The sequence below is a fragment of the Pseudomonas antarctica genome, from assembly GCF_900624995.1.
GTDB lineage: Bacteria > Pseudomonadota > Gammaproteobacteria > Pseudomonadales > Pseudomonadaceae > Aquipseudomonas > Aquipseudomonas antarctica.
The window spans coordinates 37,510-64,069 of record NZ_UYXQ01000017.1 but is presented as its reverse complement, the minus strand read 5'-3'; the positions used below and the strand labels follow the sequence as shown (position 1 = coordinate 64,069).

Here is a 26,560-nt window from a genome sequence, read left to right as displayed (position 1 = left end):
GCCAGACCGGTAGTCACGAAATGGCAGACAGGAACTCTCTCAAGCGCACGGCCCCGGACCTGACCTGCTCGGCATCGCCGGAGTACGACAATCGAGCATGACCCGGTGCGCCAAAAAAGCTGCCGGGAATCAGCGCGACGCCGTATTCCTCCAGCAGCAAGGCGCAAAATGCCTCGTCATCGGCAATCAATCTGCCATGCAGGGACTTGCCCAGGGTCTGGCTGATATCCATGAACAGATAAAACGCCCCCGCTGGTTGGCAGAACCTCAGGTGTGGCGCCCCCTGCAAGTCGGCGAGCAATGTCTGGCGCTGGCTGTACAAGCGGTCTCTTGCTGCGTAGGAGAACGCTTGGTCACCCCTGAAGGCCGCCGCTGCCGCAGCTGCCGGGATCGGTGGGATATTCGAGATCGAGTTAGAATTGAGCGTGGTGACTGCCGCGGCAATCCGCTCATTGGCCGCCAACAGCCCGACCCGCCAGCCCGGCATCCCATAGAGCTTGGATACGCTGTCGATCTTGATGATGCGGTCGCTCAGATCCGGTGCGACCGAAAGCAGACTGGGGCAGCTATTCATGTCGTAGACGAATCGCTGATAGACGTCATCCGAAATGATCCAGACATCCTTTTTACGCAGCACCTCTGCCAACGCGGCGAGTTCCTCGACGGAATACACGGCGCCGGTAGGGTTGCCCGGCGAGTTCAGCATGACCACCTGCACTTTGCCGGACAAGGCATCTTCAAGGGCTTGCGCCGTCATCTTGAAATCGGTTTGCGCCGAGCAGGTGACGTTGGCCACGCCCGCTCCAACCAGATCGGCAATGTCGAAATAGGTCGGCCAGCAAGGGGTGGACACGAGGATCTCGTCGCCGGGGCGGATGATCGCGCGTAGGACACTGAACAACAGGTGCTTGGCGCCGAGGCCGGCCACCAGATTCTGCTCGCGATAGTGGGTGAACCCTTGTCCGTGCAGATAACCCAGATACGCCGCCAGCAGCGCTTCATCTCCGCGGCTCGAGCCATACCCGCCAGTGTGTTCGCAGGCAGCCTTGACGGCCGCTTCGACGATATGCGGCGCCGGAAGAAAACCTGGCACACCGACACCGAGATCGATCACTGGATGCAGCGTATCCCTGACCTTCTGAACGACACCCAGGATCGGGCAAAACCGTGCAAATTCGAGATCTGGCGAAAGAGTAGGCATAAAAGTCTCTCCGTTACGCTGAGTCAGGCTGCGCGTTCGGTCACGCGGCCTCGGGCCATGAGCGCGGCCATGTGGGTAGCGGTCGCAGTGATGATGTCGAGGTTGCCGGCGCTTGGATCGAGAAAGTCCCCTGCCCCTTCAACGCGCACCATGGTGAACAAGCGTCCCTCGGTGTAATGCAGATCGACGATCACCTGATACCCAGGCACGGCAGACTGCACCTGGGTCACAGCACGTTCCACTTCACGGCGGGTGGCGGCCAGATCAACCGTCTCGATCAGCGCCGAAACCGCGGTCTGCATAAAGACATTCGGCTTGGCCGGATTGATGTTGAGGATCGCCTTGACGTCCTTGCAGCCGGTGAAATGGCTCAGCGCATTCTCGGTAGTAGTGATGTAGTTGCTCAGGTTTCGCCGAGTGGCCGGGCCGGCGCTTTCGGCGCTGATCGATGACACCACTTCGATGTAGCGCACGCCCGGATTAGCCCGGGCGATCGCTGCTGCAAGCGGGATGGAAGCCTGGCCACCACAGGTAATCATGTTGATATTGCTCGCCTCGGTCAGCTCCACGCCGTTGAGGGATGGCACGCACAACGCGCCCAGAGAGGCCGGGGTCAGGTTGATGATCGCTTTCCCGGACTCGATCAGGCGCGGTGCGTGGGCTTCATGGTCGGCCGCCGAGGTGGCATCGAACACCAGATCAAATTCGTTGATCCGGGCAAACAGGCCGTCGATGCCGTCCGCGGTGGTGGCGACTCCGCGATCACGAGCAAACGCAAGGCCGGATGAGTGCAGGGAGCGACCGGCAACCAGCGTGCAATCCAGATTCGGATGGGCAAGCACCTTACAGAGGATGTCGCAGCCGATATTGCCACTGCCGATGATGGCGGTTTTCAAAGTCATTTTTTCAGCTCCAGAGTCAGGCGACGACAGGTTGAGAAAGGCGGCTGGCCACCGAGATGATCAGGTCTTCCTGACCCGCCACGGCGTTGCATCGCGCAAGCTCTTCATAGATTTTTCGCGGCTCGACGCGAAATTCCGCCGCCGCGCGCGCGACGTGCTTTTCGAACCCGCTGCAAACGCCGTAGAGGCCGCTGATCAGATTGGCAGTCTTCACTACCGTGGGAGTCCTGACCGGTACGAAATCCTCAAGGCTCTCGACGGCGCGGCAAAGGTCAAAGACCTTCACGCCGGTCTCGAACTTGTAGCGATCGAGTACCGCGCACAGCACCTCCAGCTGGGTATTGCCGGCACCCGCGCCGAATCCGCGCATGCAGCCGTCAATGATGGTCGCCCCGGCCTGGGCGGCCGCCAGCGAGTTGGCGACCGCCAAGCCAAGATTGTTGTGGCCATGGAAGCCCACGGGAATAGCGAGCTCCCTGACCAGCAGGCCGATCTTTTCGCGGGTGCTGTCCGGGTCAAAGTGCCCCGCCGAATCCATCAGAACCAGGGCATTGGCGCCATAGCCCTGCTGCTTCAATGCTTCTTCGAGCAGAGTCTCGGGGCTCGCCATGTGTGTCATCATCAGCACGCCCTGGACGTACGCGCCCTTGGACCGCGCATGTTCGATGTAGCTCTCAGTCAGGCTGGCCTCGGTGCAATGGGACGCGATGCGCAGCACGTCGACGCCGATCTGCAGTGCGGTATCAATGTCGCTCAGCCTGGCAAACCCGGGAATCATGTGGATGCCGAGTCTGGAATGCGTCAGGTTGGCTCGCGCCGTTTCGAGCATCTCGCTATCTTTGTAGCGCGCAAGTCCGAGTTGCAGGGAGGAAGCACCCAGGCCATTTCCATGGCCGACTTCTACAACGCTAAGGCCGCAGCCATCGACAGCGCGGCAGTAGGCGGCAATATCCTCCAGGCTCAGCGTATGGGAGACAGCATGATTTCCGTCGCGCAGCGTTGGGTCGTGAATAGCAATACTCATCGAGATCAAATCCTTGTCATTCGAAGTTTTTTGCAGCAGTTACTGTTCAGGCTGAGGGTTTTCCTGCAGCAGCCGTTTGGGCAGGAATGCCGGCGAAATATGGATGATCGACATCCGCACCACGTGATTGAGCATCACGAAGGCAGGATCGAGCTTGAGCAGCAAAGCCGCTGCGGTCATCACCTCAACACCGCCAGGAACCCACGACATGAACAGCGAAAGGAAAGGCTTTCCGGTCAGCTTGCTGAACACGAAGGCAACCAGAAGTGTTGTGCAGAACGTCAGGGCGGTGACCACCAGACCAGCGCGGATGTAACGCACGAAATCCTTGAGCGTGATGTCCTTGAGGCGGATGCCGATCAGGCCGCCGAGCAGGATCAGCGCAACGATCGCCAGCGGATCGGGAACATGCAGATGGATTTGAGGAAAACCGACGTTGACCGCGGCGCTGCAAATCAGCCCGGTCAACATGTAAGGCGCGGGAACATCGAAGCGCTCCAGCAGATAACCGGCGACCACAGCCGCGATCGCCGGAGGGATCACGCCAAGGTAATTATCAAACGAGCCCAGCACCGGCGCCGCGCTTTCGGCGTGCCCACCGGCAATGATTGTCACCACCAGCAACAGCGCGAGCAAACGGACAATGTGCACGAACGCGATGCGCCCGGAGGCTGGGCCCTCCTCTCCCGAGACCGTCATCACCGCCGCCATTGCGCCAGGAATGGACCCGAGCAGGCTTTCTATATGCCCCCAGCGTTCCATGCGCCGTAGCCAGTTGTAGCCGACGAAAATCTGCGTGGTCATGCAGATGAGCAGACCGACCAGAATGCTAAAATCCGTCAGTTCATGCATCATCGAGGCGGTGACAATGGAGCCGACACTTACCCCGAGCAGCAACTGCACGGTGGCCACGAACGGATACGGCATGCGCATGCGCACGCCCATTTTACTGAGCGCCGTGACCAGGCAGATCGCGCCGATCAGCTCACCAAGCGGAAGCCCGGTCATGTAACCGAGCCATGCGCCCAGGGCCGCCACGGGAATCGGGATAAGGCTTTCGAATACAGTCTTCATTGGATATCCACTTTTCTGCAGGCGTGACGAGTCCGTCCAGCCCAGGGAGGTCGGCTCAATTAATGTCGAAAGGGAGTGCGGTACGGTCTATATCGCGGCGGCGATTTCGCTGCCCGACCAGTCGCAACTCTCGTGGAACCAGGCTTCGACCTGATGCAGCTTGTCGCGCAACTCGGCCTCATCTTGGCCTGCCACGATGGCGTTGAGGATCTCCGAGTTGGTGAATTCCATGCCACCATAGGAGGTCATCTTCTTAGCGGAAATTCGGCACTCCAGGACACCGTCGAGCGGGCAGGTTTGCGGGACGTCGCGCAGCAGACCGACCCGCGGCGGGATGCTGATATGCCCGACCATCCGCAGCGAAGCGGCCATTGGCTCAGGGCGGTAAAACGGATCATGCAGCGCGCGCAGGAAGCTCATCCGCGGATCAATGCCCCAGGCGTGGGTCAGCTCCTGATTGAAGAACACCCCACCCAACCGCGAGGCGATTTCGCAGAGGACGATCTCGTCATTTCCATCCACGAACAGTTCGAGGTGAAACAGCATGGTCGGATCGGATGGCAGCACATCTTCAACCAGCGAACGCGCATAGCAAACCAGCCTGTCGCGCATCGGATTGTCGGCGTCGAGCATGTGCAGGTCATGTGATTTGCCGCCGAGAAAATCCAGCGCCGAGGTCATGACCCGAACCGGTGAAACCAAGATCGGACGGCCATCGATGTACAGGCCATTGACGATGTAATGGCTGCCACGTACATAGCTCTCGATCATCAGGTTGTGGAACGTGCTCGAAGTGCGCCTGGCCAGCCATTCCCGCAGCTGCTGGGCATCATCGAGCACCTCCACGCCGTTCGAGCCGCGGCCATCGCAAGGTTTGATAACCACCGGGAAACCGAAGCGCTCGCTGAAGCGAACCGCTTGCGTGGCATTGCTGATCAATGCCATTTCGGCGATGGCAAACCCGCAGTCCCTGGTGCGTTGTTTCATCAGGAACTTGTCCCGGTAAAACGAGGCGCGATCCTCGGCACCCACCGTAATTCCGAGCCGATCATTGATGCGCGCCACCCGCAGCACATCGATCTCGGCCAGCGCCACACACAGCGGCGCATGGAGCTCCCGTGCAAGCTCATAGACATCGATCTCGACCAACGCGCTGTCGTTAAAGTTGTCGAAGAGCTGAAAGTGGACGGTATGGCCCAGATGCGCCGCAATCTCTTGAGATCGCGAGGCACAGCTCAACAGCATGCCCCCTTGGCCAAGCGCGGCAGACCAGCTCGCGGCAGAGTGCTGGAAAAGAATTTTCGGCGGGCAAAAAACAATGAGCTGCATGCGGCTTTCCTTGCAATCTTCCATAGTTTGTAAATCTCCAACTTCAGGCACATCACATCCACGCCGGATCCGGAGCCTCAGTATCTTGATAAAAACCTGAAGTACAGGCTAATACCGATTCCGTCGTTATTGATACTTTCCCAAGCGCTGTCCAGGTGGTGGTCTGTCAGCCCAGGTATTGGCCGCACTCACGCATCACCGCAGCCTTGCGCTGTAGGTATTGGCCGAAGATTTCCTGGGCGGCGGACTTGACCACCACGATGCCCATGACATCGACGAACTCCTCGACCGCTGCCACCGCGTGCGCGAAGTGATTGCTTTCGGTGCCGCCGGTGTGCACGGTGACCCAGGCAACGGTGGCCCGTACCTTCGCGGGCGGCACGCCTATGTCGCGTTCGAACCATTGCTTGAACAGCGGATGAATGAACTCCACTTCACCGTGGGTGTAGACCTCGTGAACCAGGGTGACCAACAGCCCCTGCAACAGGTCGCGGTCACGCAGGCGTTGCGCGTCGGTCCAGTCCTTGAAGGCCTGCGCCGATGGCAGGCAGTTGTCTATCAGCAGCCACTGATCGTCACCGCAGATCCGCGTTGCCATGTTGTAAAAAAGCTCGGAATGCAGCGTGTTGCTCAGTGCGCCAAGGTCCTCGTCGGTGATCCTTTGCAGGTTGCTGCAGATTCGGTAGAGCCGTTGCGCCGCTTCGCCCCACTGCTCGGAACGCGCCAGTAGCGTGATGCGGTTGGCCAGGCCGGACACACTGGCGGCCGAGTTGTTGGTTTTCGACCAACTGCCAAAGAACTTGCGCAACTGCGGCGCCGCGTGGCGGCGCGAGGTGAGCGTCTGAAACGTACTTTCGATGTCCAGCAGTTCCGATTCCTGGCTGCGAAACGCATCCACCAACGCTTGCTTCAGAACCCCGGCCGGCATCAGCTCCAGCACCGGTTCAATCACGTTCAACAACTGGCTTTGCAGCGTCAGCAGGTTACTCACGGTCATCTCTATTTTCCTTGTTGGATGATGATTTCAGGCACATTCACGGGCGCGGGAGCGGCATTGATGGCAATGGGGAATACTTCCAGCCACTGCGCACGATCAGCAGCGGCAGCAACTGGAAAACCGCGATCAACGCGATACAGCCAGGCCAGCCCCATTGCTCCCACAGCACGCCAGGCACAAACGCGCCGAAGCTGCCGCCCAGGTAGTAGCAGGTCAGATACACGCCCACAGCGCCGGCCTTGTTTTGCCGGGCATGGGCGGTGATAAAGGCATTGGCTGCGGACTGGGCGAGAAATACGCCGGTGCAACTGAGCGCCAGACCGGCAACGATCAGCCACAACGATGGCCACAGGGTCAGCACCGAGCCGCTGACGCCCAGCCATGCCGCCACCCTCACCCATTCACTGCGAGGCCGGGCCTTGCTCAAGCGCCCGGCGATCGGCACCACCACCAGTGCCAGCAGAAACACCGCATAAATCGAACCGAGCGCAGCGGTGCCCAGCGCAAACGGCGCCCGACTCAGGTGTAATCCGACATAGGTAAACATCGCAACCTGGGCGAACAGCACGCAGAAACCCACGGCGTAGGTGGCCAGCAACGGCCTGCCTAGCAATTCGCTGCGCATTACCTCGCGATCGGCAGGCGTTTGTACGGGTGACCGAGCGTTGCGCGGCAACAGCAGGAAAATCCCCAGACCGATGATCAGATTCAAGCCGGCCAGCACTGCCAACGCCTGGCGCCAATCATCGAACTCGGTCACCAGGCCGGACAAAAAGCGACCGCTAAAACCGCCCAGAACCGTGCCAGCAACATAGAGGCTGGTCATTTCCGTCACGGCCTCGCCGCTCCAGCGCACACCGATGTAGGCAACGCTGGTGGCAAACACCACCGGAATCAGCATGCCTTGCACCGCTCGCCAGAGCAGCAGCTCGCTGAAACTGCCCGAGCAGGCCGCCATCACCGCAGGCAGTGCCAGCAATATCGCGGCCACGGCGATGACTCGGTGCTGCTCGCCCCGCGCCGTCAACCGGCCAACAAAGGGAGCGGTGATTGCCACGGCCAGGGTGGTGACTGTGATGCTCCAGCTCGCTTGCCTGGTGGAAATGTGAAACGCCGCAGCCAACTCGTTGAGCAGCCCTTGTGTGGCATAAAGGTTGATAAAAGCGGCGCACCCAGCCAGAAACAAGGCAACTCGAGGACAACTCACGCGACGACTCCCTGGATTATCTGTAATGTTTTTTTACAATTTTATAAGATAGCCCGTGGAAAGGATCCAATACCTATTTCTGACCGATTGATACCTCAAGGATGACGATGATTGACCTCCGCCGCCTGCGCTACTTCCTGCTCGTCAGCGACGAGCTGCACTTTGGCCGTGCCGCGGCACGCCTGCACATTGCCCAGCCGCCACTGACGCGGCAGATTTCGGCACTGGAGGCGGATCTGGGTTTTCGCCTGTTCGATCGCAGCACCCGCAACGTCACCCTCACCTCCGAGGGCCGGCACTTTCTGCCCTACGCCCGCGCGGTGCTGGAGCAAGTCGATCTGACGGCGAGCATTACCAGCAAGCTGGCGGCGGGTTCCGCGGGTCATCTCGCAGTGGGCTACGCCAGTTCGATTGCGCTGTCGGACATCTTCAGCCAGACCATTCAGACCTTCTGCTCGGCGTATCCGGAAGTACAACTGACCGTGGAAGAAGGCGCGTCCAGCACCCAATGGTCGCAGCTCATCGAGGGACGTCTGGATATCGGCATGAGTCGTATGCAGCCGCCCACCGAAGATGCCGAGATTCAAACCATCTGCCTGGACAACGAGCCGCTGGTCGCGGCCATTGCCAGTGACAGCCCGCTCGCCCGGCAAGAACAGGTGACACTCACCGAGCTGAGCGCCTACCCATTGATCGCCTTCCCGACCGACTACGGATCCGGACTGAACGAGATTATCGAGGCGCTCTATCGGCGCCAGGCGCTGATACCCCTGCCCGCGCCGAAGGGCAAGCAGATCACCTCCATCATCGCCTTGGTCGCCGCAGGCCGTGGCGTCGCCGTGGTGCCCCAATGCACCCAGACCCTGGTCAAGCGCGGCGTGACCTATCGACCGTTGGCCGAACCCGGGGCCACCGCACCCTTGCTGGTATTGACGCGCAAACGCGAGCGCAGCCCACTGGTCAAGGCATTTGTCGAAATCATCGAGCAGACCCTACGAGCAAAGTGAATGATTTGAGTGGTTGGATGGGCGGTGTGACAAACAATCAACACCACTGGAGATCTGCGCTCACTGGACAAAATTGCTATCTGCAGGATTTAGAGATAAATGCGACAACCTTCACTGTGGCCGAGAGCCTGGGGGCTGCCCTCAACTCGAATGATTCAGCGCGTAATTTCTGAGATCCGAGACGATAAGGCTTTAGGGATTTCCTGCTTAACCGTAGCTGCGCGAGTGCCTGCTTTTGGCCGATTCTGTTGAAAAAGTCGGTTTGCCCAAAACGGTCGAATATTGATGGGTGAAAACACCTCTTTTGCACGCTGCTATGTGAAATCCGAGCCCTGAACCTTCTGCCCAAAACACAGATTTCAATCTCAGGCGCGTACTTTTCTGCCGTGGAAATCGAAGCCGACTTTTTCAACAGAATCGGCCGTGAGCTGCCCTCCGCGAAGGGCAGCTATGGGTCGTTCTCTGCCGGTCATGCCCACGAATCGTGCTGGTCAAATCCGATGCAAACGACTGGTCAAGTCGAATGCAAATGAGTGGGCAACTGGAATGCAAATGGGTGCTCAGGTGGAGTGCAATTACCCAGCTCCCCCAGTTGATCGGCGTTGAATTCAAGTTTTCTACAGGCAAAAAAAAGCGGCACACCGACCAAGTGCGCCGCAAAAATGCCGTTAAGCACAGCAACAACGATTCGATAAATCAGCTCAATCCAGCAGCGCCAGCGCCTGTGCGGTGACTTCCTGAATGCGGGCCCAGTCGCCGTTCTTGACCCATTGCGGGTCGAGCATCCAGCTACCGCCCACGCACATCACGTTTTTCAACGCCATGTAGCTCTTGAGGTTGGCCGGGCCAACGCCGCCGGTTGGGCAGAATTTGACTTCGCCGAACGGGCCGCCCAGGGCCTTGATGGCCGCGACACCGCCACTGACTTCTGCCGGGAACAGCTTGAAGCGGCGATAACCCAGGCCATAGCCTTCCATGATACCGGAGGCATTGCTGATGCCCGGCAGCAGCGGGATCGGGCTGTGCACTGAGGCTTCCAGCAGTTCGCGGGTAATACCAGGGGTAACGATAAATTGCGAGCCGGCCACTTCGGCCGCTTCAAGCATATGACGGTCGAGCACGGTGCCGGCACCGGTGCACAGTTCAGGCCGTTGCTCGCGCAGTACCTGAATGGCCTTGAGGCCGAACTCGGAACGCAGGGTCACTTCCAATGCGGTCAAACCGCCGGCTGCCAGGGCATCGGCCAGCGGCAGGATGTCCTGTTCGCGGGCGATGGTGATCACTGGCAGGATCCGCGCCTTGGCGCAGAGGCTGTCGATCAAGGCAACTTTATCCGCCATGGACACGGTCGATTGAGGGCTTTTCATAGCGGCTGATCCTTGGCTCATGGGCACCAGTAAATCTCTAAAGTAGGTTGCAAAAACGCGCGAATCGGCATGGCAGCGACGTCGTCACTGGCCAGCGCGGCGCTCAAGGTGGTCAATTTCGAGCTGCCGGAAATCGACAGCACGGTGTAGTGGGCCGTGGCCAGCAACGCGCGACTCATGGTCAGGCGCTGGTGCGGCACGGTCGGCGCCAGCATCGGCCAGCAACGGCGGGTACCGTCGGCTTGCAGGGCTTCGGTGAGGTTCGGGCTATTGGGAAACAGCGACGCGGTGTGGCCGTCATCGCCCATGCCCAGTACCAGCACATCAATGGCTGGCAACTCTGCCAACTGGCGATCGGCCAGTTCGGCGGCGTCTTCAAGATTCGCAGCAACGTTGTACAGGCTGAGGAACTTGGCTTTGGCGGCCGGACCTTGGAGCAAATACTGCTTCAGCAGGCCGGCATTGCTGTCGGCGTGCTCCACCGGCACCCAGCGCTCGTCGGCCAGGGTGATGGTGACCTTGGACCAGTCCAGCACCTGCTTGGCAAGGTTCTGGAAAAACGCCACAGGGCTGCGCCCACCGGACACCACCAGGGTCGCCTCGCCACGGGCACTGATGGCCGCGCGCAGTTGCTCAGCCACATCATTGGCCAGGCCGTCCGCCAGCAGCACAGGCGTGCGGTACTCATGGGCCGTCACGCCCTGAGGCAGTTTCAATTCAGATATCGCCATACCACGACCTCCCATCCCGCGTGATCAGTGCAATCGAGCTCATCGGCCCCCAGGACCCGGCCGCGTACGGCTTGGGCGCATCACCGGATTTTTTCCACCCGGCGATCAACTGGTCACACCACTTCCACGCGGCTTCGATTTCATCTTTGCGAACAAACAGGTTCTGATTGCCGCGCATCACTTCCAGCAACAACCGCTCGTACGCATCAGGAATGCGCGCACTGCGATAGGTGTCGGAAAAATTCAGTTGCAGCGGGCCGCTGCGCAGTTGCATGCCCTTGTCCAGGCCCTGCTCCTTGGTCATCACACGCAAGGAAATACCTTCGTCCGGCTGCAGACGGATGATCAGTTTGTTGCTGATCTGCAAGCGCTGCTCGGGGGCGAAGATGTAGTGGGACGGTTCCTTGAAGTGGATGACGATCTGCGACAGCTTTTGCGGCATGCGCTTGCCGGTACGCAAGTAGAACGGCACCCCGGCCCACCGCCAGTTACGGATATCGGCTCGCAGAGCGACGAAGGTTTCGGTGTCGCTCTGGGTGTTGGAGTTCTCTTCTTCCAGGTAACCCGGCACCGGCTTGCCGGCGCTGTAGCCGGCGATGTACTGGCCGCGCACTACTTGAGTGGTCAGGCCGTCCGGGCTGATCGGCGCCAGGGCCTTGAGCACCTTGACCTTCTCGTCACGGATACTGTCGGCGGACAAGTCGGCTGGCGGGTCCATGGCGATCAGGCAAAGCAGCTGCAGCAGGTGGTTCTGGATCATGTCGCGCAGCTGGCCGGCCTTGTCGAAGTAACCCCAACGGCCTTCGATACCCACCTGCTCGGCCACGGTGATTTCCACGTGGGAGATGTAGTTCTGGTTCCACTGGGTTTCGAACAGGCTGTTGGCGAAACGCAGAGCAATCAGGTTTTGGACGGTTTCTTTGCCCAGGTAGTGGTCGATGCGGTAGGTGCGGTTTTCCGGGAAAAACTGCGCCACGGCGTCGTTGACCTTGCGCGAGGATTCCAGGTCCGAACCGATGGGTTTTTCCAGGACGACGCGGGTGTTTTCCGCCAGGCCGACCTTGGACAGGTTCTCGCAGATCGCGCCGTACACCGCCGCCGGGGTGGCAAAGTAGGCAATCAGGCGTTGTTCGGTGCCGGCGTTCTCTACCAGGGCGACGTAGTCGTCAGCCTTCAGGAAGTCGACGTGCAGGTACGTCAGGCGAGCCAGGAAACGCTGGGCGATAGCTTCGTCGAGTTCCTTGCCGACGTACTTACGCAGTTCTTTTTCGATATGTGCCAGGTGCTGCTGCTCGGAGCCGGCTTCACGGGCCAGGGCCAGGATGCGCGTGTCGTCGTGCAGGAGGCCTGCGCCATCCAGTTGATAGAGGGCAGGAAATAACTTGCGCAGCGCCAGATCACCCAACGCGCCAAACAGGGCAAAGGTGCAGGGTTCTACGGTTATCGAAGGCATGATGTTTGTTCTTTTATCAAGTTAAGCTACAAATACCTTTTTTCAAGGCATCACTCAAGGAAAAATGTAGTAATAACCACAACATTTTCCCAAAATACGCATTCCGAGTGGTGGTGTTCAGCTACCCTCAGTAGGATAGGCCACCGCAAAGGGCCATTCCTCGATTGGTTACCGCCCTATAGTTGCATCGTCGCCCGAAGGAAAGACTGAATGGACCGCGTGCGAAATCTTCTGGAACAAATCCGGAACCGCCTCGAAGAATTGAACAAGGCCGAGAAAAAAGTCGCCGAGGTCATCCTGCTCAACCCGCAGCAGGCGACCCGCTTTTCTATCGCAGCCCTCGCCCAAGCCGCCTCGGTCAGCGAACCGACGGTCAACCGCTTCTGCCGTTCATTCGGTGTCAGTGGTTACCCTGAACTTAAATTGCAGTTGGCGCAAAGTTTGGCCAGTGGTGCCGCGTATGTCAGCCGTGCCGTGGAAGCCGATGATAACCCTGAGGCCTACACGCAGAAGATCTTCGGCAGCGCCATTGCGTCACTGGACAGCGCCTGCCAGGCCTTGGACCCGGCCCTGATCAGCAAAGCCGTGGACCTATTGATCCAGGCGCGGCAGATCCACTTCTTCGGCTTGGGCGCATCGGCGCCGGTAGCCATGGATGCGCTGCACAAGTTTTTCCGTTTCAACCTGTCCGTCACCGCCCACGCCGACGTACTGATGCAACGCATGATCGCGTCGGTGGCGCACACCGGCGAGCTGTTCGTGATTATTTCCTACACAGGTCGCACCCGCGAGCTGGTGGAAGTGGCGCGTATCGCACGGGAAAACGGTGCCTCGGTGTTGGGCGTGACCGCCGAGAACTCGCCATTGGCCAAGGCCAGCACGGTGAGCCTGAACATTCCGCTGCCGGAAGACACCGACATCTACATGCCGATGACCTCGCGGATCATTCAGTTAACGGTGCTGGATGTGCTGGCCACCGGCATGACCTTGCGTCGCGGGGTGGATTTCCAGCCGCACTTGCGCAAGATCAAAGAAAGCTTGAATGACAGCCGGTATCCGGTGGGGGATGAGTTTAACTAAGGCCACACACCTATCTGTGTGGCAAGCGGGCTGCGAAGCAGCACCAATCAAGCAGCACCAATAAAGTCACCGCGTTCTTTTTTCAGAACACAGTGCCTGGAACAGGGGCAAGCCCGCTCGCCACAAGGGCCATAAGCCACACCGCTAAACCCCAGCCCTGGCCTGCAAACTCAAATGCGCCCTCTCCCCCGGCGCCAGGCTGGCCCCGGCCATCGCCGACTCCACGCACACAAACCCCGACGCCTCGTTAAAGCTCACGCCCAACAATGGCCGGCTGCCTGGGTGCCACACCACGGTGTCGGCGCTGTCGCCGGTGTCGATGCACAGCTCGCGTTGCCAGGCGTGGTCCTTGAGGTGCAACTCACCTTCGTGCTGGAACACCCGCTGACACCCGCCATCCACCCGTAGCTCGCCTTCCTGCTGGCAAGCCTGGCGGTTGAGCTGGTCATAACCTTGCGCACCGTCGAGACCAGACAGCGCTACCTCGTCGACATGACCAATACGCCAGTAAGCGTGCAACGCATGGCTCAACTGGCATGGCAGCTCGTCCTGATGCTCGGTGCTCAGGCGCAGTTCCAGGGTTTCACCCAGGTGCGCGTGCAGGTCCACCTGCCAATCGCACAGCTGCAATTGCCAGTGCAGGCGCACGCCATCGTCGTCGCTGCTGCTGTCGAGCAGTTTCCAGTCGATCAGCCGCGCCCAGCCATGGGACGGCCACGCGTTTTCGCTTGGGTGGCGGCCATACCACGGCCAGCAAACCGGTACGCCACCACGGATCGCGCCGACTTGCGGCCATTTGGCCGCACACCACAGCCAGGGTTTCTGGCCACGGGGTTGAAAATGCAGCAGTTGCGCGCCCTGGCGACTGAACACCGCCTGGCACAGCGGATGGTCGATCACCAACACATCGCGCATCTGAAAGCGCTCCCAGGCGAACACCGGTTGTTCGCGCAGGGATTTGAAAAAGCGTTGCAGCGGATGCTCATGCATGTGCCACGGTCCTGAATAACGTCACAGTGCAGCCCAAAAAAAAGCGGATAGCCATAGCTATCCGCAAAATGCGCACAGAGAGAAGGAGCTTATCGCAACAGCGTTAGAACGTAGACTGAATTTTCAGGCCCGCTACCAGCGCGTTATCGACTTTATCCACGCCACCCGGGTGGGCTACGTATTGCAGGTTGGGACGCACGGTCAGCCAGTTGGTGACGTGGAAGCCGTAGTTGATTTCGTAGTTGTACTCGGTGCTACGCAGTGGCGAGTACCCGGCTTGGCTGTAATCAGTGAAACCGCCTTCCTCGTTGAGCAACTCGGCGTTTTTCCTCACGTCACTGTTCACGTGTAGACGCGCAGCGCCAATGCCGACGTCATCTTTTGGACGTGCGTCGAATGGGCCCTTGTACACCAGCATAATCGACTGGTAGTTGTCGACGACGTTGGTGTCCTTGTCGTGGAAGGTCGCGTTGGCCGCGATGTTCAGGCCGCGCGAAGCGTCGCCGTTATGCGTGGTGAGTTGCTGTTGGGCAACGAACCAGTAGCCTGTTTTGCTGCTGTGGGTACGGTACGCGGCGCCAGTGGTGGCAGCATCGTTGCCGTTGATGTCTTCACGTACGTCAGCAGCGTCAGCGGCGCTCTTGTAGTAACCCACACGGTATTCGCCAGGCAGGTTGTTAACCTTCGGCGACCAGACCAATTCCACCGGGATCACGGTACCCTTGGTGCCGCTGCCGCTGAGTTTGAAGCCGTTACCGTGCTCCAACTGCGATGGGTTCTGGTTGTACGCACCGATCTGCGCATACAGCTCTGGCGTGATGTTGTACTTCACGCGGATAGCCGCCTGGGCGACCGGCCAGTTGTACCAGGTGTTTACATAGTTACCGACCTGGGAGCCACAGAACGACAGGTTCTGGAAGTCGCACGGGAAGGTGTTGAAGTCTTCGCCTTCACCAAAGTAGCCGAGCTTCACGTCCAGCTTGTTGTCGAACATCTGGTGCTGAATCCAGAACTGGGTCAGACGCACCATGTGGCCACGACCGTAGACTTCCATCGACGAACTCAGCGTGCCAGCACGCGGGTCGCCAATACGGTCGTTGGAGATGTTTTGGCCATTACGGTTGGTCAACTGAATCTTGGCCTGGGTGTTATCCCAGCCCCACAGCTTTTGCAGATCCAGCGCTACGCCCAACCCGAACTGGTCGGAGTAACGGCCAGTCTTGTCGTCGTTATAGCCGCCGTGCAGGTTGGCGCCCATTTCCCCTACGTAGTCAGCCTTGATGTCGATACCTTGCTCGATGAGCTTGGTACGCTCGCCGCCCCAATCACCGGTCATCCATTTGGAGTCGGCACTGAATGCGTCGGCCGCCATCGCATTGGCGGACAATACAAGGGCTGCAGCTGCTGACAGTTGGCAGATCAGCCGAGCGTTGTTGTGTTGCTTTTTCATCCCTACATCCTCGTCTTTATTGTTATTAAACTGTTTTTATCTAACGCGGTTTACTTTTTTTATCTAAAACAACAACTTATCTAATTTTAGCGGCCCTTGAACTGCGCCACGTTGTCAGCATGCGCCGGTGTCGGCAATGAAGCAGCAGTGCCCAGGCGCTCGCCGGTTTTGGCGTCGAACAGCAAGACCTTGGCCGGGTCGAACTGCAGCGTCAGGGTCTCGCCCACCTGCGGTGCCACGTCGGGTGCCAGGCGGCAGCAGACTTTGGTGTCGTTGAGCTGCACGAATACCAGCGTGTCCGGGCCCGTCGGCTCGGTGACCTGGACTTCGGCACGAATGCTCGAAGAACCATTGCCCTCGTCCGTCGCCAGCAGGATTTGCTCCGGACGCAGCCCCAGAATCACGTCACGGTCTTCAAGGCCTGCGTCATTCATGCTCAGCGGTAACTCGCAGCGAGCTTGGCCGCTGTCGAGCAGCGCCACCAGACGACCCTCTTTGCGTTGCAGGCGCAAAGGAATGAAGTTCATCGGTGGTGAACCGATAAAGCTTGCCACAAACAGGTTGGCTGGGTCGTTATAGATTTCTTTCGGCGTGCCGAATTGTTGGATGATGCCGTCCTTCATCACCGCCACTTTGTCGCCCAGGGTCATCGCTTCGATCTGATCGTGGGTGACGTAGACCGTGGTGGTCTTGAGACGCTGGTGCATCAGTTTCATTTCGGTGCGCATCTCAACGCGCAGCTTGGCGTCGAGGTTGGACAGTGGCTCGTCGAACAGGTAGATCTTCGGCCGACGCGCGAGTGCACGGCCCATGGCGACACGCTGTTGCTGACCACCGGACAGCTGTCCCGGCTTGCGATTAAGCAGGTGTTCGATCTGCAGCAGTTTGGCCACGCGCGCCACTTCGGTGTCGATATCGGCTTGGCTCATCTTGCGAATCTTCAAACCAAACTCGATGTTCTCGCGCACGCTCATGGTCGGGTACAGCGCGTAGGACTGGAAGACCATGGCGATGTCACGATCCTTGGGGCTCATGCCGCTCACGTCCTGATCACCGATCATGATCGCGCCGCCAGTGATGGTCTCAAGGCCGGCGATGCAGTTCATCAGCGTCGATTTACCGCAACCCGAAGGGCCGACCAGGATCAGGAATTCGCCTTCCTTGATCGACAGTTCGATGTTCTTCAAGGTGTCGGGCAGGCCGGCGCCATAGGTCTTGTTTACATTGCGAAGTTCAAGCGTAGCCATGATTACCCCTTGACCGCGCCGGCCGTGAGGCCGCGCACGAAATACTTGCCTGCGATCACATAGACCAGCAGGGTCGGCAGCCCGGCGATCATCGCCGCCGCCATATCCACGTTATATTCCTTGGCCCCGGTGCTGGTGTTGACCAGGTTGTTCAGCGCCACGGTGATGGGCTGAGAGTCGCCGCTGGAGAACACCACACCGAACAGGAAGTCGTTCCATATCTGGGTGAACTGCCAAATCAGGCAGACCATGATGATCGGGGTCGACATCGGCAGAATGATCAGACGGAAGATGGTGAAGAAGCCTGCACCGTCCAGGCGTGCCGCCTTGATCAGCGCATCAGGAATGCTTACGTAGTAGTTACGGAAGAACAGCGTAGTAAACGCCAACCCGTAGACAACGTGCACAAACACCAGGCCCGTGGTGGTGCTGGCCAGGCCCATCTTGCCAAGGGTAAACGAGGCCGGCAGCAGCACGGTCTGGAACGGCAGGAAGCAGCCGAACAACAGCAGGCCGAAGAACAACTGCGAGCCTTTAAAGCGCCAGAACGACAATACGTAGCCGTTCAATGCACCAATGGCGGTGGAAATCAGTACGGCCGGAACGGTGATCTTGATCGAGTTCCAGAAGTAACCGTCAACAGTGGCCCAGGCCTTGACCCAGCCGATGCCGGTGACCACGGTCGGCCAGCTCAGCAGGTTGCCGGTGCTGATGTCTTCCGGGGTTTTGAAGCTGGTCAGCAGCATCACTACCAGCGGCACCAGGTACAGCAGCACCGCGAGGATCAGCACCGCGTAGATCGCGATGCGGCTCAGGCTAATGGCAGGTTTGACAGCGAGACTAGTCATTACGCTTGGTCCTCAGCTCGGAGTACAGGTAAGGCACGATGATCGCCAGGATCGCGCCGAGCATCAGGATTGCACTGGCCGAGCCCATGCCCATCTGGCCACGACTGAAGGTGAACGTGTACATGAACATCGCGGGCAAGTCGGACGAGTAGCCCGGCCCACCGGCGGTCATTGCCGCGACCAGGTCGAAGCTCTTGATGGCGATGTGCGCCAGGATCATCACCGCACTGAAAAACACCGGACGCAGGCTTGGCAGCACCACGCTCCAGTAGATGCGCGGCAGGCTCGCGCCGTCGATCTGGGCGGCACGGATGATCGACTGATCAACGCCACGCAGGCCGGCGAGGAACATCGCCATGATGAAGCCGGAGGCTTGCCAAACGGCAGCAATCACCAGGCAATACACAACGCGGTCCGGGTCGATCAGCCAGTCCAGACGGAAGCCTTCCCAGCCCCAGTCACGCAGGAGTTTGTCCAGGCCCATGCCCGGGTTGAGCAACCATTTCCAGGCAGTACCGGTGACGATCATCGAGAGCGCCATCGGGTACAGGTAAATGGTGCGGATAAAGCCTTCGCGGCGGATTTTCTGGTCGAGGAAGATCGCCAGGGTCACGCCAATCACCAAAGTGATACCGATAAACATCCCGCCAAAAACAGCCAGGTTCTTGCTCGCTACCCACCAGCGGTCGTTGTCGAACAACCGCGCGTATTGCGCAAGACCCGCCCATTTGTAGCTTGGCAGGAACGTGGAGGTGGTGAACGACAGCACGAACGTCCACAGGATGTAGCCATAAAAGCCGACCAGCACGATGAACATGCTGGGCGCCAGCACCAGTTTAGGGAGCCAGCGCTGCAGTGCATCGAATGGCGAGGCCTTGCTGAACACAGCAACAGAACTCATGGGAAAATCCAGTACAGGGAAAAAGGACTACAAGAGCACGCCTTGTGAGGGGTCAGGGGGTTTCCCCTCACAAGGACCAGCCGTGCTAACCGTTACTTGGCCGACTTGATCGCCGCGCCAAGTTTCTTGGCCGTGTCGGCCGGGTCGGCTTTCGGGTCGTTGATGTAGTTGGTCACCACATCAAAGAACGCGCCTTGCACCGCCAGGGTGGTGGCCATGTTGTGGGCCATACTTGGCTGCAGGCCACCGGTCTTGGCGTCGGCCAAGAAGTCCTTGGCGGCAGTCTGGGCGCAGGAGTCGAAACCGAGCTTGTCCATTTCATTGAGCATGTCGGTACGAACAGGGATCGAGCCCTTGTTGATGCTGAAGACTTTCTGGAAGTTTTCACCCAGCACGACTTTGGCGATGTCCTGCTGGCCTGCCGCAGTGCCTTTGTCTTTTTGCTTGAACACCGCCAGGGAGTCGATGTTGTAGGTGAAGGCTTTGTCAGTGCCCGGGAAGGCTACGCACTCGTAGTCCTTGCCAGCGATTTTCTTGGCCGCTGTCCACTCGGACTTGGCCCAGTCACCCATGATCTGCATACCGGCCTTTCCATTGATGACCTTGCCGGCTTCGAGGTTCCAGTCCTGGCCTTTGCCGTCGACGTCCATATAGGTCGCGACTTTCTTCAGCTCGGTCAGGGCTTTGACCATTTGCGGGCCGGTTAGCGCGTCGTTATCCAGGTCGACCAGAGCTTTCTTGTAGCCATCGGCACCCATCACTGACAGAACGACGGCTTCAAATACGGTGCTGTCCTGCCAAGGCTGGCCACCGTGGGCAAGCGCAATAAAGCCCGCAGCCTTGAGCTTGTCGCCGGCGGCGTAGAATTCTTCGAGGGTGGTCGGGTTCTTGGTGATACCGGCTTTCTTGAAGACTTCCGGGTTGATCCACAGCCAGTTCACGCGGTGGATGTTGACCGGTACGGCAACGTAGTTACCTTCGTACTTCACGGTGTCGGAGACTTTCTTGTCGAGCAGAGAATCCCACTTCTCGTCCTTGGCCACTTGTTTGAGAACGTCAGTGTCGAGCAAGCCAGTGGAGGCCCATTCCTGGATGTCGGGGCCTTTGATCTGGGCAACACCAGGTGGGTTACCGGCGACTGCGCGGCTTTTCAGCACGGTCATGGCGGTGGCACCACCGCCACCGGCGACGGCGCCGTCTTTCCAGGTGAAGCCGTCTTTCTCAACTTGGGCCTTCAGGACATCTACAGCCGCTTTTTCACCGCCTGAGGTCCACCAATGCACAACTTCAACCGTCCCTTTCGAGTCGGCGGCAAATGCACTGAGGGGAAACAACGAGGCAATGGAAATAGCAACGGCGAGGCGATTAATCGCGTTCATCTGAGTACCTTTTCTTGTTGTTATGCATGCAAGTCTAGAGCTTGCGCTGCACGGAGTTTAAACAGGGATTTTCCAGGCGCAGGTAACAAAGGGACGTACAAATGTCACCAGTTGGTGACATAGCAGCCCTGTCCTAGCGCGCTGGTCATGCTGGGTGACAAGGGTAGCGCAGGCAGCACCACCGCTTGCCAGGCGTGATAGAGGTCCGGTTTACCGCCCCAGATCCTGCTGCTGGGTTGGTTGTGTGGGCTGAGTTCGTGGTGCCAGCTGCCGTGGATGCGGTCGATAAAGTGGCTTTCGCAAAACTCCCAGAACCGCCGATACCAGGTTTCGTAATGCAGCTCCCCGGTACGTTTGAGCAACGCTTGGGCAGCGGCGCTGGCTTCGGCATGGGTCCAGTGCAGGCGCTCGCGCACTACCGGGCGGTGGTTCCAGTCCAGGGTGTAGACGATGCCAGGAGCACCGTCCACGGCCCAGGCGTATTCACAGGCGCTGGCGAACAGGCCTTTAGCATCGCTCACCAACCAGTCCGGCGTGACCAGCCCGGCCTGCAGGCGCGCGGCTTCGAGGTGCAGCAGCAGCCGCGCCCACTCAAAACCGTGGCCGGGGGTGATGCCATACGGGCGGAAGCCGTCGGCGGGGTTGTCTTCGTTGTAACCGAGCAGCGGTTTCCAGTGGGCGTCGAAATGCTCGATGACCATGAACTGGTTGCCGGCGGCGTGGGTGTGGATAACACGCTCGACGATGCGCAATGCGCGGTCGAGCCAGCGCGTGTCACCGGTCACATCGGCCAGGGCCAGGAATGCTTCGGTGGCGTGCATGTTGCTGTTGGCGCCGCGATAAGCCTCTACACCGCTCCAGTCCTGGGCAAAGGATTCGAGCATGACGCCCTCCTCCTCGCTCCAGAAGAACTGGTCGATGATGTGCACGGCGTCATTTAACAGGTTCTGCGCGCCGGGCGCGCCCGCCACCACGGCAGAGCTGGCAGCCAGGGCGACGAAAGCATGCAGGTAAGCGGCCTTGCCACGGTTGCCATCAACGGCGTGGGGCGCGGCGAACCAACCACCGTGCTCGCTATCACGTAATGGCCCGCTGAGCGCCGCAACCCCGTGCGCCACCCGCTCGGCATAACCGGGCAACCCCATGGCGTGGGCCATCGCAAAGCTGTGGGTCATGCGGGCAGTGTTCATGGTTTCGGCGTGGGCATCGGCCGGCAGTTGGCCGTTGTCGTCGAGGTTGCCAAAGCCATCCGGCAGGCGCGAGGCCTTGGCGAATGCGAGCAGGCGCTGGCCTTCGTTGGCAAGCCAGGTGTGATGGGCAGGAGCGTTCAGCCAACTGCTGGCAGGCAGTGGGTGCGTGGTCATAGATAGCCCTTATTATTTTTTATGGGATGACCGGAGTCTAAACAAGGGTGGGATCAGGGCAAGTAACGAAGGGGAAAGGAAATGTCACCAATCGGTGACAATCAGGCAAGCGATCTACATTTTACGGGTGGGCGCCCTCTAATGTGGGAGCAAGCCCGCTCCCACATTTGCCCCCCGTTCACACCCGACTGATCTCTAGCGCTATCACTGGCCCAGAGGCCTGATCTTCGCTGGCGCGTTGAGCTGGTGCTGCAGGTTCTGCACCTGGCTCTGCAAGGTGGTGATGTTGCGTGTGGTCTGGATGCGGAACACGTCGAACTCTTTGTTGGTCGGCGCATCGCTGTTAGTCGGCTGATTGTCCTGCGCGCTCTTGAGCACCACCAGGTCCTGTTCCAGTCGGGCAATGGCCGCGCTCGGGTTGCCCTGTTTCTTCAGGGCGGCCACGTCGGCAGACAGGTCCTTAACTTCACCTTGCGCCGCTTTGAGGCTGGCCACCGCGTCGGTCAGCGCCTGCACCTGGCCCTGCAACTTGGCGTTCGCGCTCGACAGGTCGCTGGTGCTGGCGGTCATTTGCGCCAGGCGCTGGTCAAGCTCGGAGGCCTGGCCAGCAACACCGACTTGCTGCTTGCCTTGCTCCTGCAACTGCGCTTCCAACTGTTTGATCTGCAACTTGAGCGCTTCGCTGCCATTGTTCACTCTGGCTTGGCTGGCCACCACCTTGCCGGAAATATCCTGCAGGCGCCCTGCCGCCTCTTCGCTGATGCGCGCAAAGCTTTCCTGGGTGGCGACCAATTGCTGGCCCATCAGCGAGATCTGCTGAAAGCTCCACCAGGCAAGGCCCGCAAAGGCGATCAGCAGCGCGCCGACCAAGGCCCACAGCGGGCCAGTGCTGGCGCTCTTGACCTTGACCACCTTCGGATTGCGCGAGCGCACCGACGTGGCGGGACTCGGTTCGAAATCATCGTCGTCCCCGATGTCGGCCCGCAGGCTGGGAACGTTGTCGAAGTCGTCTTTAGCATCGTTACGCATGAATCAACCCTGAATCGGTGAGATGGCTGCCTGAAAAGCCGAGCAGCACGAGTATAAACCGCGCTTGCGCCGCACTGATCGACCCGGAACCGCCCATTCGGTTCCCGAAGTGTTGCCGGGTGTGAGCTTACTGGCGCCCCGGATCCTGGGCTTTCCACCAAGCGCAAAACTCATCGAGGGCGGCCCACAGGCTGACCTTGGGCTCGTAGTCGAGATAATGCCTCGCCCGACTGATGTCGAGGGTGAAATCTTTGTTCATCACCTGCATGCCCAACCGTGACATCGCCGGCTCCGGGCGCCCCGGCCACATCGCGCAGAATGCCTCGTTCAACGCCGCTACGCTGTAGGACAAACCGTAAGACCGATAACGCGTGACTTGAGGCATGTCCATCTGGCGCATCACGTAGTTCACCACATCCCATACCGGCACCGGCGTGCCATTGCTGATGTTGTAGGCTTTGCCCAGTGCCGAGCCGGTCGCCAGCAAACTGCTGAGCAAGGCTTCGTTGAGGTTGTGCACACTGGTGAAATCGACTTTGTTCAGGCCGTCGCCGACGATGGCGAGGCGGTTCTTGCGCTGCATTTTCAACAGGCGCGGGAAGAGGCTCATATCACCGGCACCGGTGACAAAGCGCGGGCGCAAGGCCAGCACTTCAAGGCCGAACTCCTGGGCACCGAACACCTTTTGCTCCGCCAGGTACTTGGTGGCCGCGTAAGGATGCTTGAAGCGCTTGGGCACTTGCTCTTCTGTCAGCCCCAAGTGATCGCGCCCATCGAAGTAAATCGACGGCGACGACAGATGCACCAGGCGCCCGACGCGCTGCTTGAGACAGGCTTCGACGACGTTCTCGGTGACCAGCACATTGCCTTGATGGAAGTCCTGATACTTGCCCCACAACCCGACGGCGCCGGCGCAATGCACCACGGCTTCAACATCGCGGCACAGGTGACGCACCAGATCGGCGTCGTTCAAATCACCCTGGATAAACTCGGCGCCGCGCCGTACCAGGTGCTCCACACCTTCGGCGCGCCGCCCGTTGACCCGCACGTCCAGGCCTTGCTCCAAGGCGAAACGCGCAAAGCGCCCGCCGATGAAGCCGCTTGCGCCGGTGACCAGAATCTTCATGTATTACCCCATGTTCTTTCGTTTTTCATCGCTGTTGCCTTGACGCCCGCCATCACTCCAACGGCACCAACCATTGGCCACAGGCCTGGGCCAGATGGTCGGTCAACAGGCCTAACAGCTGCCCGCCACTGCGCCAATGATGCCAGTACAACGGTACATCGATGGGCTTATCTGGCAACAACTCGACCAATACGCCGGTTTGCAGTTGGTCACGCACCTGTAATTCAGGCACCAGGCCCCAGCCCAGGCCGGCTTCGGTCAAACGGATAAAGCCTTCGGACGAAGGGCATAAATGGTGCTCGAAACCGCCATCCACGCCCAAGGAAGCCAGGTAACGGTGTTGCAGGAAATCATCCGGGCCGAACACCAGCGCCGGTGTTCGCGCCAGTTGATCGGCGCGCACGCCCTCGGGGAAATGCCGTGCAATAAAAGCTGGGCTAGCCAGCGCTCGGTAGCGCATCGCGCCGAGTAGCAGGCTACGTGCGCCCGCCACGGGCCGCTCGCTGGCACAGATACAGGCCGCCACTTCACCGGCGCGCATGCGTTTGAGGCCGACGGTCTGGTCTTCCACCACCAAGTCCAGCAGCAAATGCTGCTCGGCGCAAAAGTCGCTGACAGCCTCGGCCCACCAGGTGGCGAGGCTGTCAGCATTCAGTGCAATACGCAGGCGCTCGGGCATGCCCTCCTCGTCCAGCGCCGGCACCTGGCTTTGCAGGTCGCGCTCGAGCAAGCGCACCTGTTGCACATGGTTGAGCAGGCGCCGACCGATTTCGGTGGGTGTCGGCGGTGTGGCGCGCACCAGTACCGGCTGGCCGACTCGCGCCTCGAGCACCTTGATGCGCTGGGAGATCGCCGACTGCGACAGGCCCAGCACTTGAGCGCCGCGCTCGAAGCCGGCCTGTTCCACCACCGCCGCCAGGGCGGAAAGCAATTTATAGTCGAACATCAGTTTCTCTAATGAGCGATCAGCAATATTTGTTTTTCTTATACAGCGTAGCCCATGAGAATGACCAGCATTGCGTCTCTGTCTATTTAAGGAAACTTCACATGGCTGGCGAAACCGCCCTGGCAACCCTGCTGCGCAGCATGAGCCCACAGCTCAATGATGGCGATTATGTGTTCTGTACCCTGCCCGACAACCGTATCCCCGAAGGCTGCGACGTTATCGGCAGCTTTCGCGAACGGGAGGGGCTGACGCTGATCCTGGAGCGCCAACAAGCCGAGCAAGCCGGGCTGGCTTTTGACTACATCGCCGCGTGGATCACCCTGAATGTGCACTCTGCCCTGGAAGCCGTGGGTTTGACCGCCGCCTTCGCCGGTGCACTGGGCAAGGCCGGCATCAGTTGCAACGTGATCGCCGGTTACTACCACGACCACCTGTTTGTCGGCCGCAGCGATGCTGAACGGGCCCTGGATGTATTGCGCCAATTGGCAGCCAACGCGGAGTAACAGTTATGTGGCAAAGCTACGTGAATGGGCTGCTGGTGGCCCTCGGGCTGATCATGGCGATCGGCACCCAGAATGCGTTTGTACTGGCGCAAAGCCTGCGCCGCGAACACCATCTGCCGGTGGCGGCGCTGTGCATCGTGTGTGATGCGATTTTGGTGGCTGCCGGCGTATTCGGCCTGGCCACGGTGCTGGCACAAAACCCGCTGCTGCTGGCGATTGCCCGTTGGGGCGGCGCGGCGTTCCTATTGTGGTATGGCACCTTGGCGCTGCGCCGGGCGTTCTCCAAGCAAAGCCTGGCTCAAGGCGAAAACCTCAAGGTGCGCTCCCTACGCGCGGTGTTACTCAGTGCCCTGGCGGTGACGTTGCTCAATCCGCATGTGTATTTGGACACTGTCTTGCTGATTGGCTCTTTAGGCGCTCAACAAACTGAACCCGGCGCCTACGTGGCCGGTGCTGCCAGCGCCTCGTTCCTGTGGTTCGCCACCCTGGCCTTGGGCGCCGCGTGGTTGGCGCCCTGGCTGGCACGCCCCGCGACCTGGCGGCTGTTGGACTGTTTGGTCGCGGCGATGATGTTCAGTGTGGCCTATCAATTGATCAGCGCCTGATGAATATTCCAAAACGCTCTGGAACCTCTATCCCACACAGTTGTTGCGTGGTTTTGCCACACCCCCGGTGCTATGATCCGGACCCTGCGCCGCAAAGAGTACAAACTCCCCGGCGCTTGTTTGGCCGCCCGTGATCGGCCTTGCGCTCACCGCAACTGACCTGATTAGGAGAATCATCATGGCTTTCGAATTGCCGCCGCTGCCCTACGCACACGATGCCCTGCAGCCGCACATCTCCAAGGAAACCTTGGAATACCACCACGACAAGCACCACAACACCTATGTCGTGAACCTGAACAACCTGGTGCCAGGCACCGAGTTCGAAGGCAAGACCCTGGAAGAAATCGTCAAGTCTTCTTCGGGCGGCATCTTCAACAACGCCGCTCAGGTCTGGAACCACACTTTCTACTGGAACTGCCTGGCGCCAAACGCCGGCGGCCAACCAAGCGGCGCACTTGGCGATGCCATCAACGCAGCGTTCGGTTCTTTCGACAAGTTCAAAGAAGAATTCACCAAGACGTCCGTCGGCACCTTCGGTTCCGGTTGGGGCTGGCTGGTGAAAAAGGCTGACGGTTCCCTGGCCCTGGCCAGCACCATCGGCGCCGGCAACCCGCTGACCAGCGGCGACACCCCGCTGCTGACCTGCGACGTCTGGGAACACGCTTACTACATCGACTACCGCAACGTGCGTCCGAAGTACGTGGAAGCGTTCTGGAACCTGGTCAACTGGAAGTTCGTGGCTGAGCAGTTCGAAGGTAAGACCTTCACTGCGTAAGTACTGCTTGCAGTAAGAAGAGCCC

25 protein-coding genes are annotated in these 26,560 nt (G+C 59.7%); 5 read left to right on the top strand and 20 right to left on the bottom strand.

Translation table 11 applies throughout. The features are described from left to right. Positions 1-13 precede the first annotated feature (13 nt). The 7 genes from E0F99_RS12910 to E0F99_RS12880 form a co-directional block, all read right to left on the bottom strand. Positions 14-1,201 carry an aminotransferase class I/II-fold pyridoxal phosphate-dependent enzyme gene (locus E0F99_RS12910; protein WP_083357071.1) on the bottom strand — a complete coding sequence of 396 codons (1,188 nt, stop codon included), beginning with the start codon at positions 1,199-1,201 and terminating at the stop codon, positions 14-16. A gap of 23 nt (positions 1,202-1,224) precedes the next feature. Continuing rightward, entirely contained in the window at positions 1,225-2,103 is an 879-nt protein-coding gene (locus E0F99_RS12905) for an acetaldehyde dehydrogenase (acetylating) (protein WP_083357070.1), read from the bottom strand. A 16-nt stretch (positions 2,104-2,119) separates the two neighbouring features. After that, entirely contained in the window at positions 2,120-3,127 is a 1,008-nt protein-coding gene (gene dmpG, locus E0F99_RS12900; protein WP_083357069.1) for a 4-hydroxy-2-oxovalerate aldolase, read from the bottom strand. A gap of 39 nt (positions 3,128-3,166) precedes the next feature. Further along, positions 3,167-4,201, bottom strand: a complete 1,035-nt coding sequence (locus tag E0F99_RS12895; RefSeq protein ID WP_083357068.1) for an AbrB family transcriptional regulator — start codon at positions 4,199-4,201, stop codon at positions 3,167-3,169. An 87-nt stretch (positions 4,202-4,288) separates the two neighbouring features. Beyond that, positions 4,289-5,530: an ATP-grasp domain-containing protein gene (locus tag E0F99_RS12890; protein ID WP_083357067.1), complete on the bottom strand. Its 1,242-nt coding sequence runs from the start codon at positions 5,528-5,530 to the stop codon at positions 4,289-4,291. Positions 5,531-5,696: 166 nt separating this feature from the next. After that, complete coding sequence (locus E0F99_RS12885) at positions 5,697-6,521, bottom strand: hypothetical protein (RefSeq protein WP_232000159.1); 825 nt, start codon at positions 6,519-6,521, stop codon at positions 5,697-5,699. Positions 6,522-6,564: 43 nt separating this feature from the next. Next, entirely contained in the window at positions 6,565-7,734 is a 1,170-nt protein-coding gene (locus tag E0F99_RS12880; protein WP_232000126.1) for an MFS transporter, read from the bottom strand. A gap of 107 nt (positions 7,735-7,841) precedes the next feature. Here E0F99_RS12880 and E0F99_RS12875 point away from each other — a divergent pair, with 107 nt between their 5' ends. Beyond that, positions 7,842-8,741: a LysR family transcriptional regulator gene (locus tag E0F99_RS12875; protein ID WP_083357064.1), complete on the top strand. Its 900-nt coding sequence runs from the start codon at positions 7,842-7,844 to the stop codon at positions 8,739-8,741. 701 nt (positions 8,742-9,442) lie between these two features. Here the strand turns inward: E0F99_RS12875 and E0F99_RS12865 are convergent. The 3 genes from E0F99_RS12865 to zwf are packed head-to-tail and all read right to left on the bottom strand — an operon-like array spanning position 9,443 to position 12,292. After that, a complete protein-coding gene (locus E0F99_RS12865; RefSeq protein ID WP_083357062.1) occupies positions 9,443-10,108 on the bottom strand; it encodes a bifunctional 4-hydroxy-2-oxoglutarate aldolase/2-dehydro-3-deoxy-phosphogluconate aldolase in 666 nt (221 codons plus the stop codon). A 17-nt stretch (positions 10,109-10,125) separates the two neighbouring features. After that, positions 10,126-10,839: a 6-phosphogluconolactonase gene (pgl, locus tag E0F99_RS12860; RefSeq protein WP_083357061.1), complete on the bottom strand. Its 714-nt coding sequence runs from the start codon at positions 10,837-10,839 to the stop codon at positions 10,126-10,128. Continuing rightward, positions 10,826-12,292, bottom strand: coding sequence for a glucose-6-phosphate dehydrogenase (gene zwf / locus E0F99_RS12855; protein ID WP_083357060.1), 1,467 nt, complete (start codon positions 12,290-12,292; stop codon positions 10,826-10,828). Before zwf ends, pgl begins: the two co-directional genes overlap by 14 nt. Positions 12,293-12,511: 219 nt before the next feature. On the opposite strand from zwf, the gene E0F99_RS12850 reads away from it, so the two are divergent. After that, positions 12,512-13,372 carry a MurR/RpiR family transcriptional regulator gene (locus E0F99_RS12850; protein ID WP_169875662.1) on the top strand — a complete coding sequence of 287 codons (861 nt, stop codon included), beginning with the start codon at positions 12,512-12,514 and terminating at the stop codon, positions 13,370-13,372. Between the two features lie 144 nt (positions 13,373-13,516). Here the strand turns inward: E0F99_RS12850 and E0F99_RS12845 are convergent, their stop codons facing one another. From E0F99_RS12845 to E0F99_RS12800, 10 genes are all read right to left on the bottom strand, one after another. Continuing rightward, a complete protein-coding gene (locus tag E0F99_RS12845) occupies positions 13,517-14,362 on the bottom strand; it encodes a D-hexose-6-phosphate mutarotase (protein ID WP_083357059.1) in 846 nt (281 codons plus the stop codon). Between the two features lie 103 nt (positions 14,363-14,465). After that, entirely contained in the window at positions 14,466-15,812 is a 1,347-nt protein-coding gene (locus E0F99_RS12840) for a carbohydrate porin (RefSeq protein ID WP_083357058.1), read from the bottom strand. Between the two features lie 86 nt (positions 15,813-15,898). Continuing rightward, positions 15,899-17,059 (bottom strand): ABC transporter ATP-binding protein, encoded by a 1,161-nt coding sequence (locus E0F99_RS12835; protein ID WP_083357057.1) that lies wholly within the window; start codon positions 17,057-17,059, stop codon positions 15,899-15,901. Between the two features lie 2 nt (positions 17,060-17,061). Then, positions 17,062-17,907 carry a carbohydrate ABC transporter permease gene (locus E0F99_RS12830; RefSeq protein WP_083357056.1) on the bottom strand — a complete coding sequence of 282 codons (846 nt, stop codon included), beginning with the start codon at positions 17,905-17,907 and terminating at the stop codon, positions 17,062-17,064. Then, complete coding sequence (locus E0F99_RS12825; protein WP_083357055.1) at positions 17,900-18,808, bottom strand: carbohydrate ABC transporter permease; 909 nt, start codon at positions 18,806-18,808, stop codon at positions 17,900-17,902. Before E0F99_RS12825 ends, E0F99_RS12830 begins: the two co-directional genes overlap by 8 nt. Positions 18,809-18,900: 92 nt before the next feature. Beyond that, entirely contained in the window at positions 18,901-20,187 is a 1,287-nt protein-coding gene (locus E0F99_RS12820) for an ABC transporter substrate-binding protein (protein ID WP_083357054.1), read from the bottom strand. A 104-nt stretch (positions 20,188-20,291) separates the two neighbouring features. Beyond that, the gene (locus tag E0F99_RS12815; protein WP_083357053.1) at positions 20,292-21,551 is read right to left on the bottom strand and encodes a D-mannose isomerase; all 1,260 of its coding nucleotides are present in this window, start codon (positions 21,549-21,551) and stop codon (positions 20,292-20,294) included. 204 nt (positions 21,552-21,755) lie between these two features. Next, positions 21,756-22,580: an ATPase gene (locus E0F99_RS12810; RefSeq protein WP_083357052.1), complete on the bottom strand. Its 825-nt coding sequence runs from the start codon at positions 22,578-22,580 to the stop codon at positions 21,756-21,758. Between the two features lie 127 nt (positions 22,581-22,707). Further along, positions 22,708-23,706 carry an NAD-dependent epimerase/dehydratase family protein gene (locus tag E0F99_RS12805; protein ID WP_083357051.1) on the bottom strand — a complete coding sequence of 333 codons (999 nt, stop codon included), beginning with the start codon at positions 23,704-23,706 and terminating at the stop codon, positions 22,708-22,710. A gap of 52 nt (positions 23,707-23,758) precedes the next feature. Further along, a complete protein-coding gene (locus tag E0F99_RS12800; protein WP_083357050.1) occupies positions 23,759-24,652 on the bottom strand; it encodes a LysR family transcriptional regulator ArgP in 894 nt (297 codons plus the stop codon). A 101-nt stretch (positions 24,653-24,753) separates the two neighbouring features. On the opposite strand from E0F99_RS12800, the gene E0F99_RS12795 reads away from it, so the two are divergent. The 3 genes from E0F99_RS12795 (at position 24,754) to E0F99_RS12785 (ending at position 26,535) form a co-directional block, all read left to right on the top strand. After that, the gene (locus tag E0F99_RS12795; RefSeq protein WP_083357049.1) at positions 24,754-25,155 is read left to right on the top strand and encodes an ACT domain-containing protein; all 402 of its coding nucleotides are present in this window, start codon (positions 24,754-24,756) and stop codon (positions 25,153-25,155) included. Between the two features lie 5 nt (positions 25,156-25,160). Next, positions 25,161-25,760 carry a LysE/ArgO family amino acid transporter gene (locus E0F99_RS12790; protein ID WP_083357048.1) on the top strand — a complete coding sequence of 200 codons (600 nt, stop codon included), beginning with the start codon at positions 25,161-25,163 and terminating at the stop codon, positions 25,758-25,760. Between the two features lie 178 nt (positions 25,761-25,938). Then, positions 25,939-26,535, top strand: coding sequence for a superoxide dismutase (locus E0F99_RS12785; RefSeq protein WP_083357047.1), 597 nt, complete (start codon positions 25,939-25,941; stop codon positions 26,533-26,535). Positions 26,536-26,560: the final 25 nt, after the last annotated feature.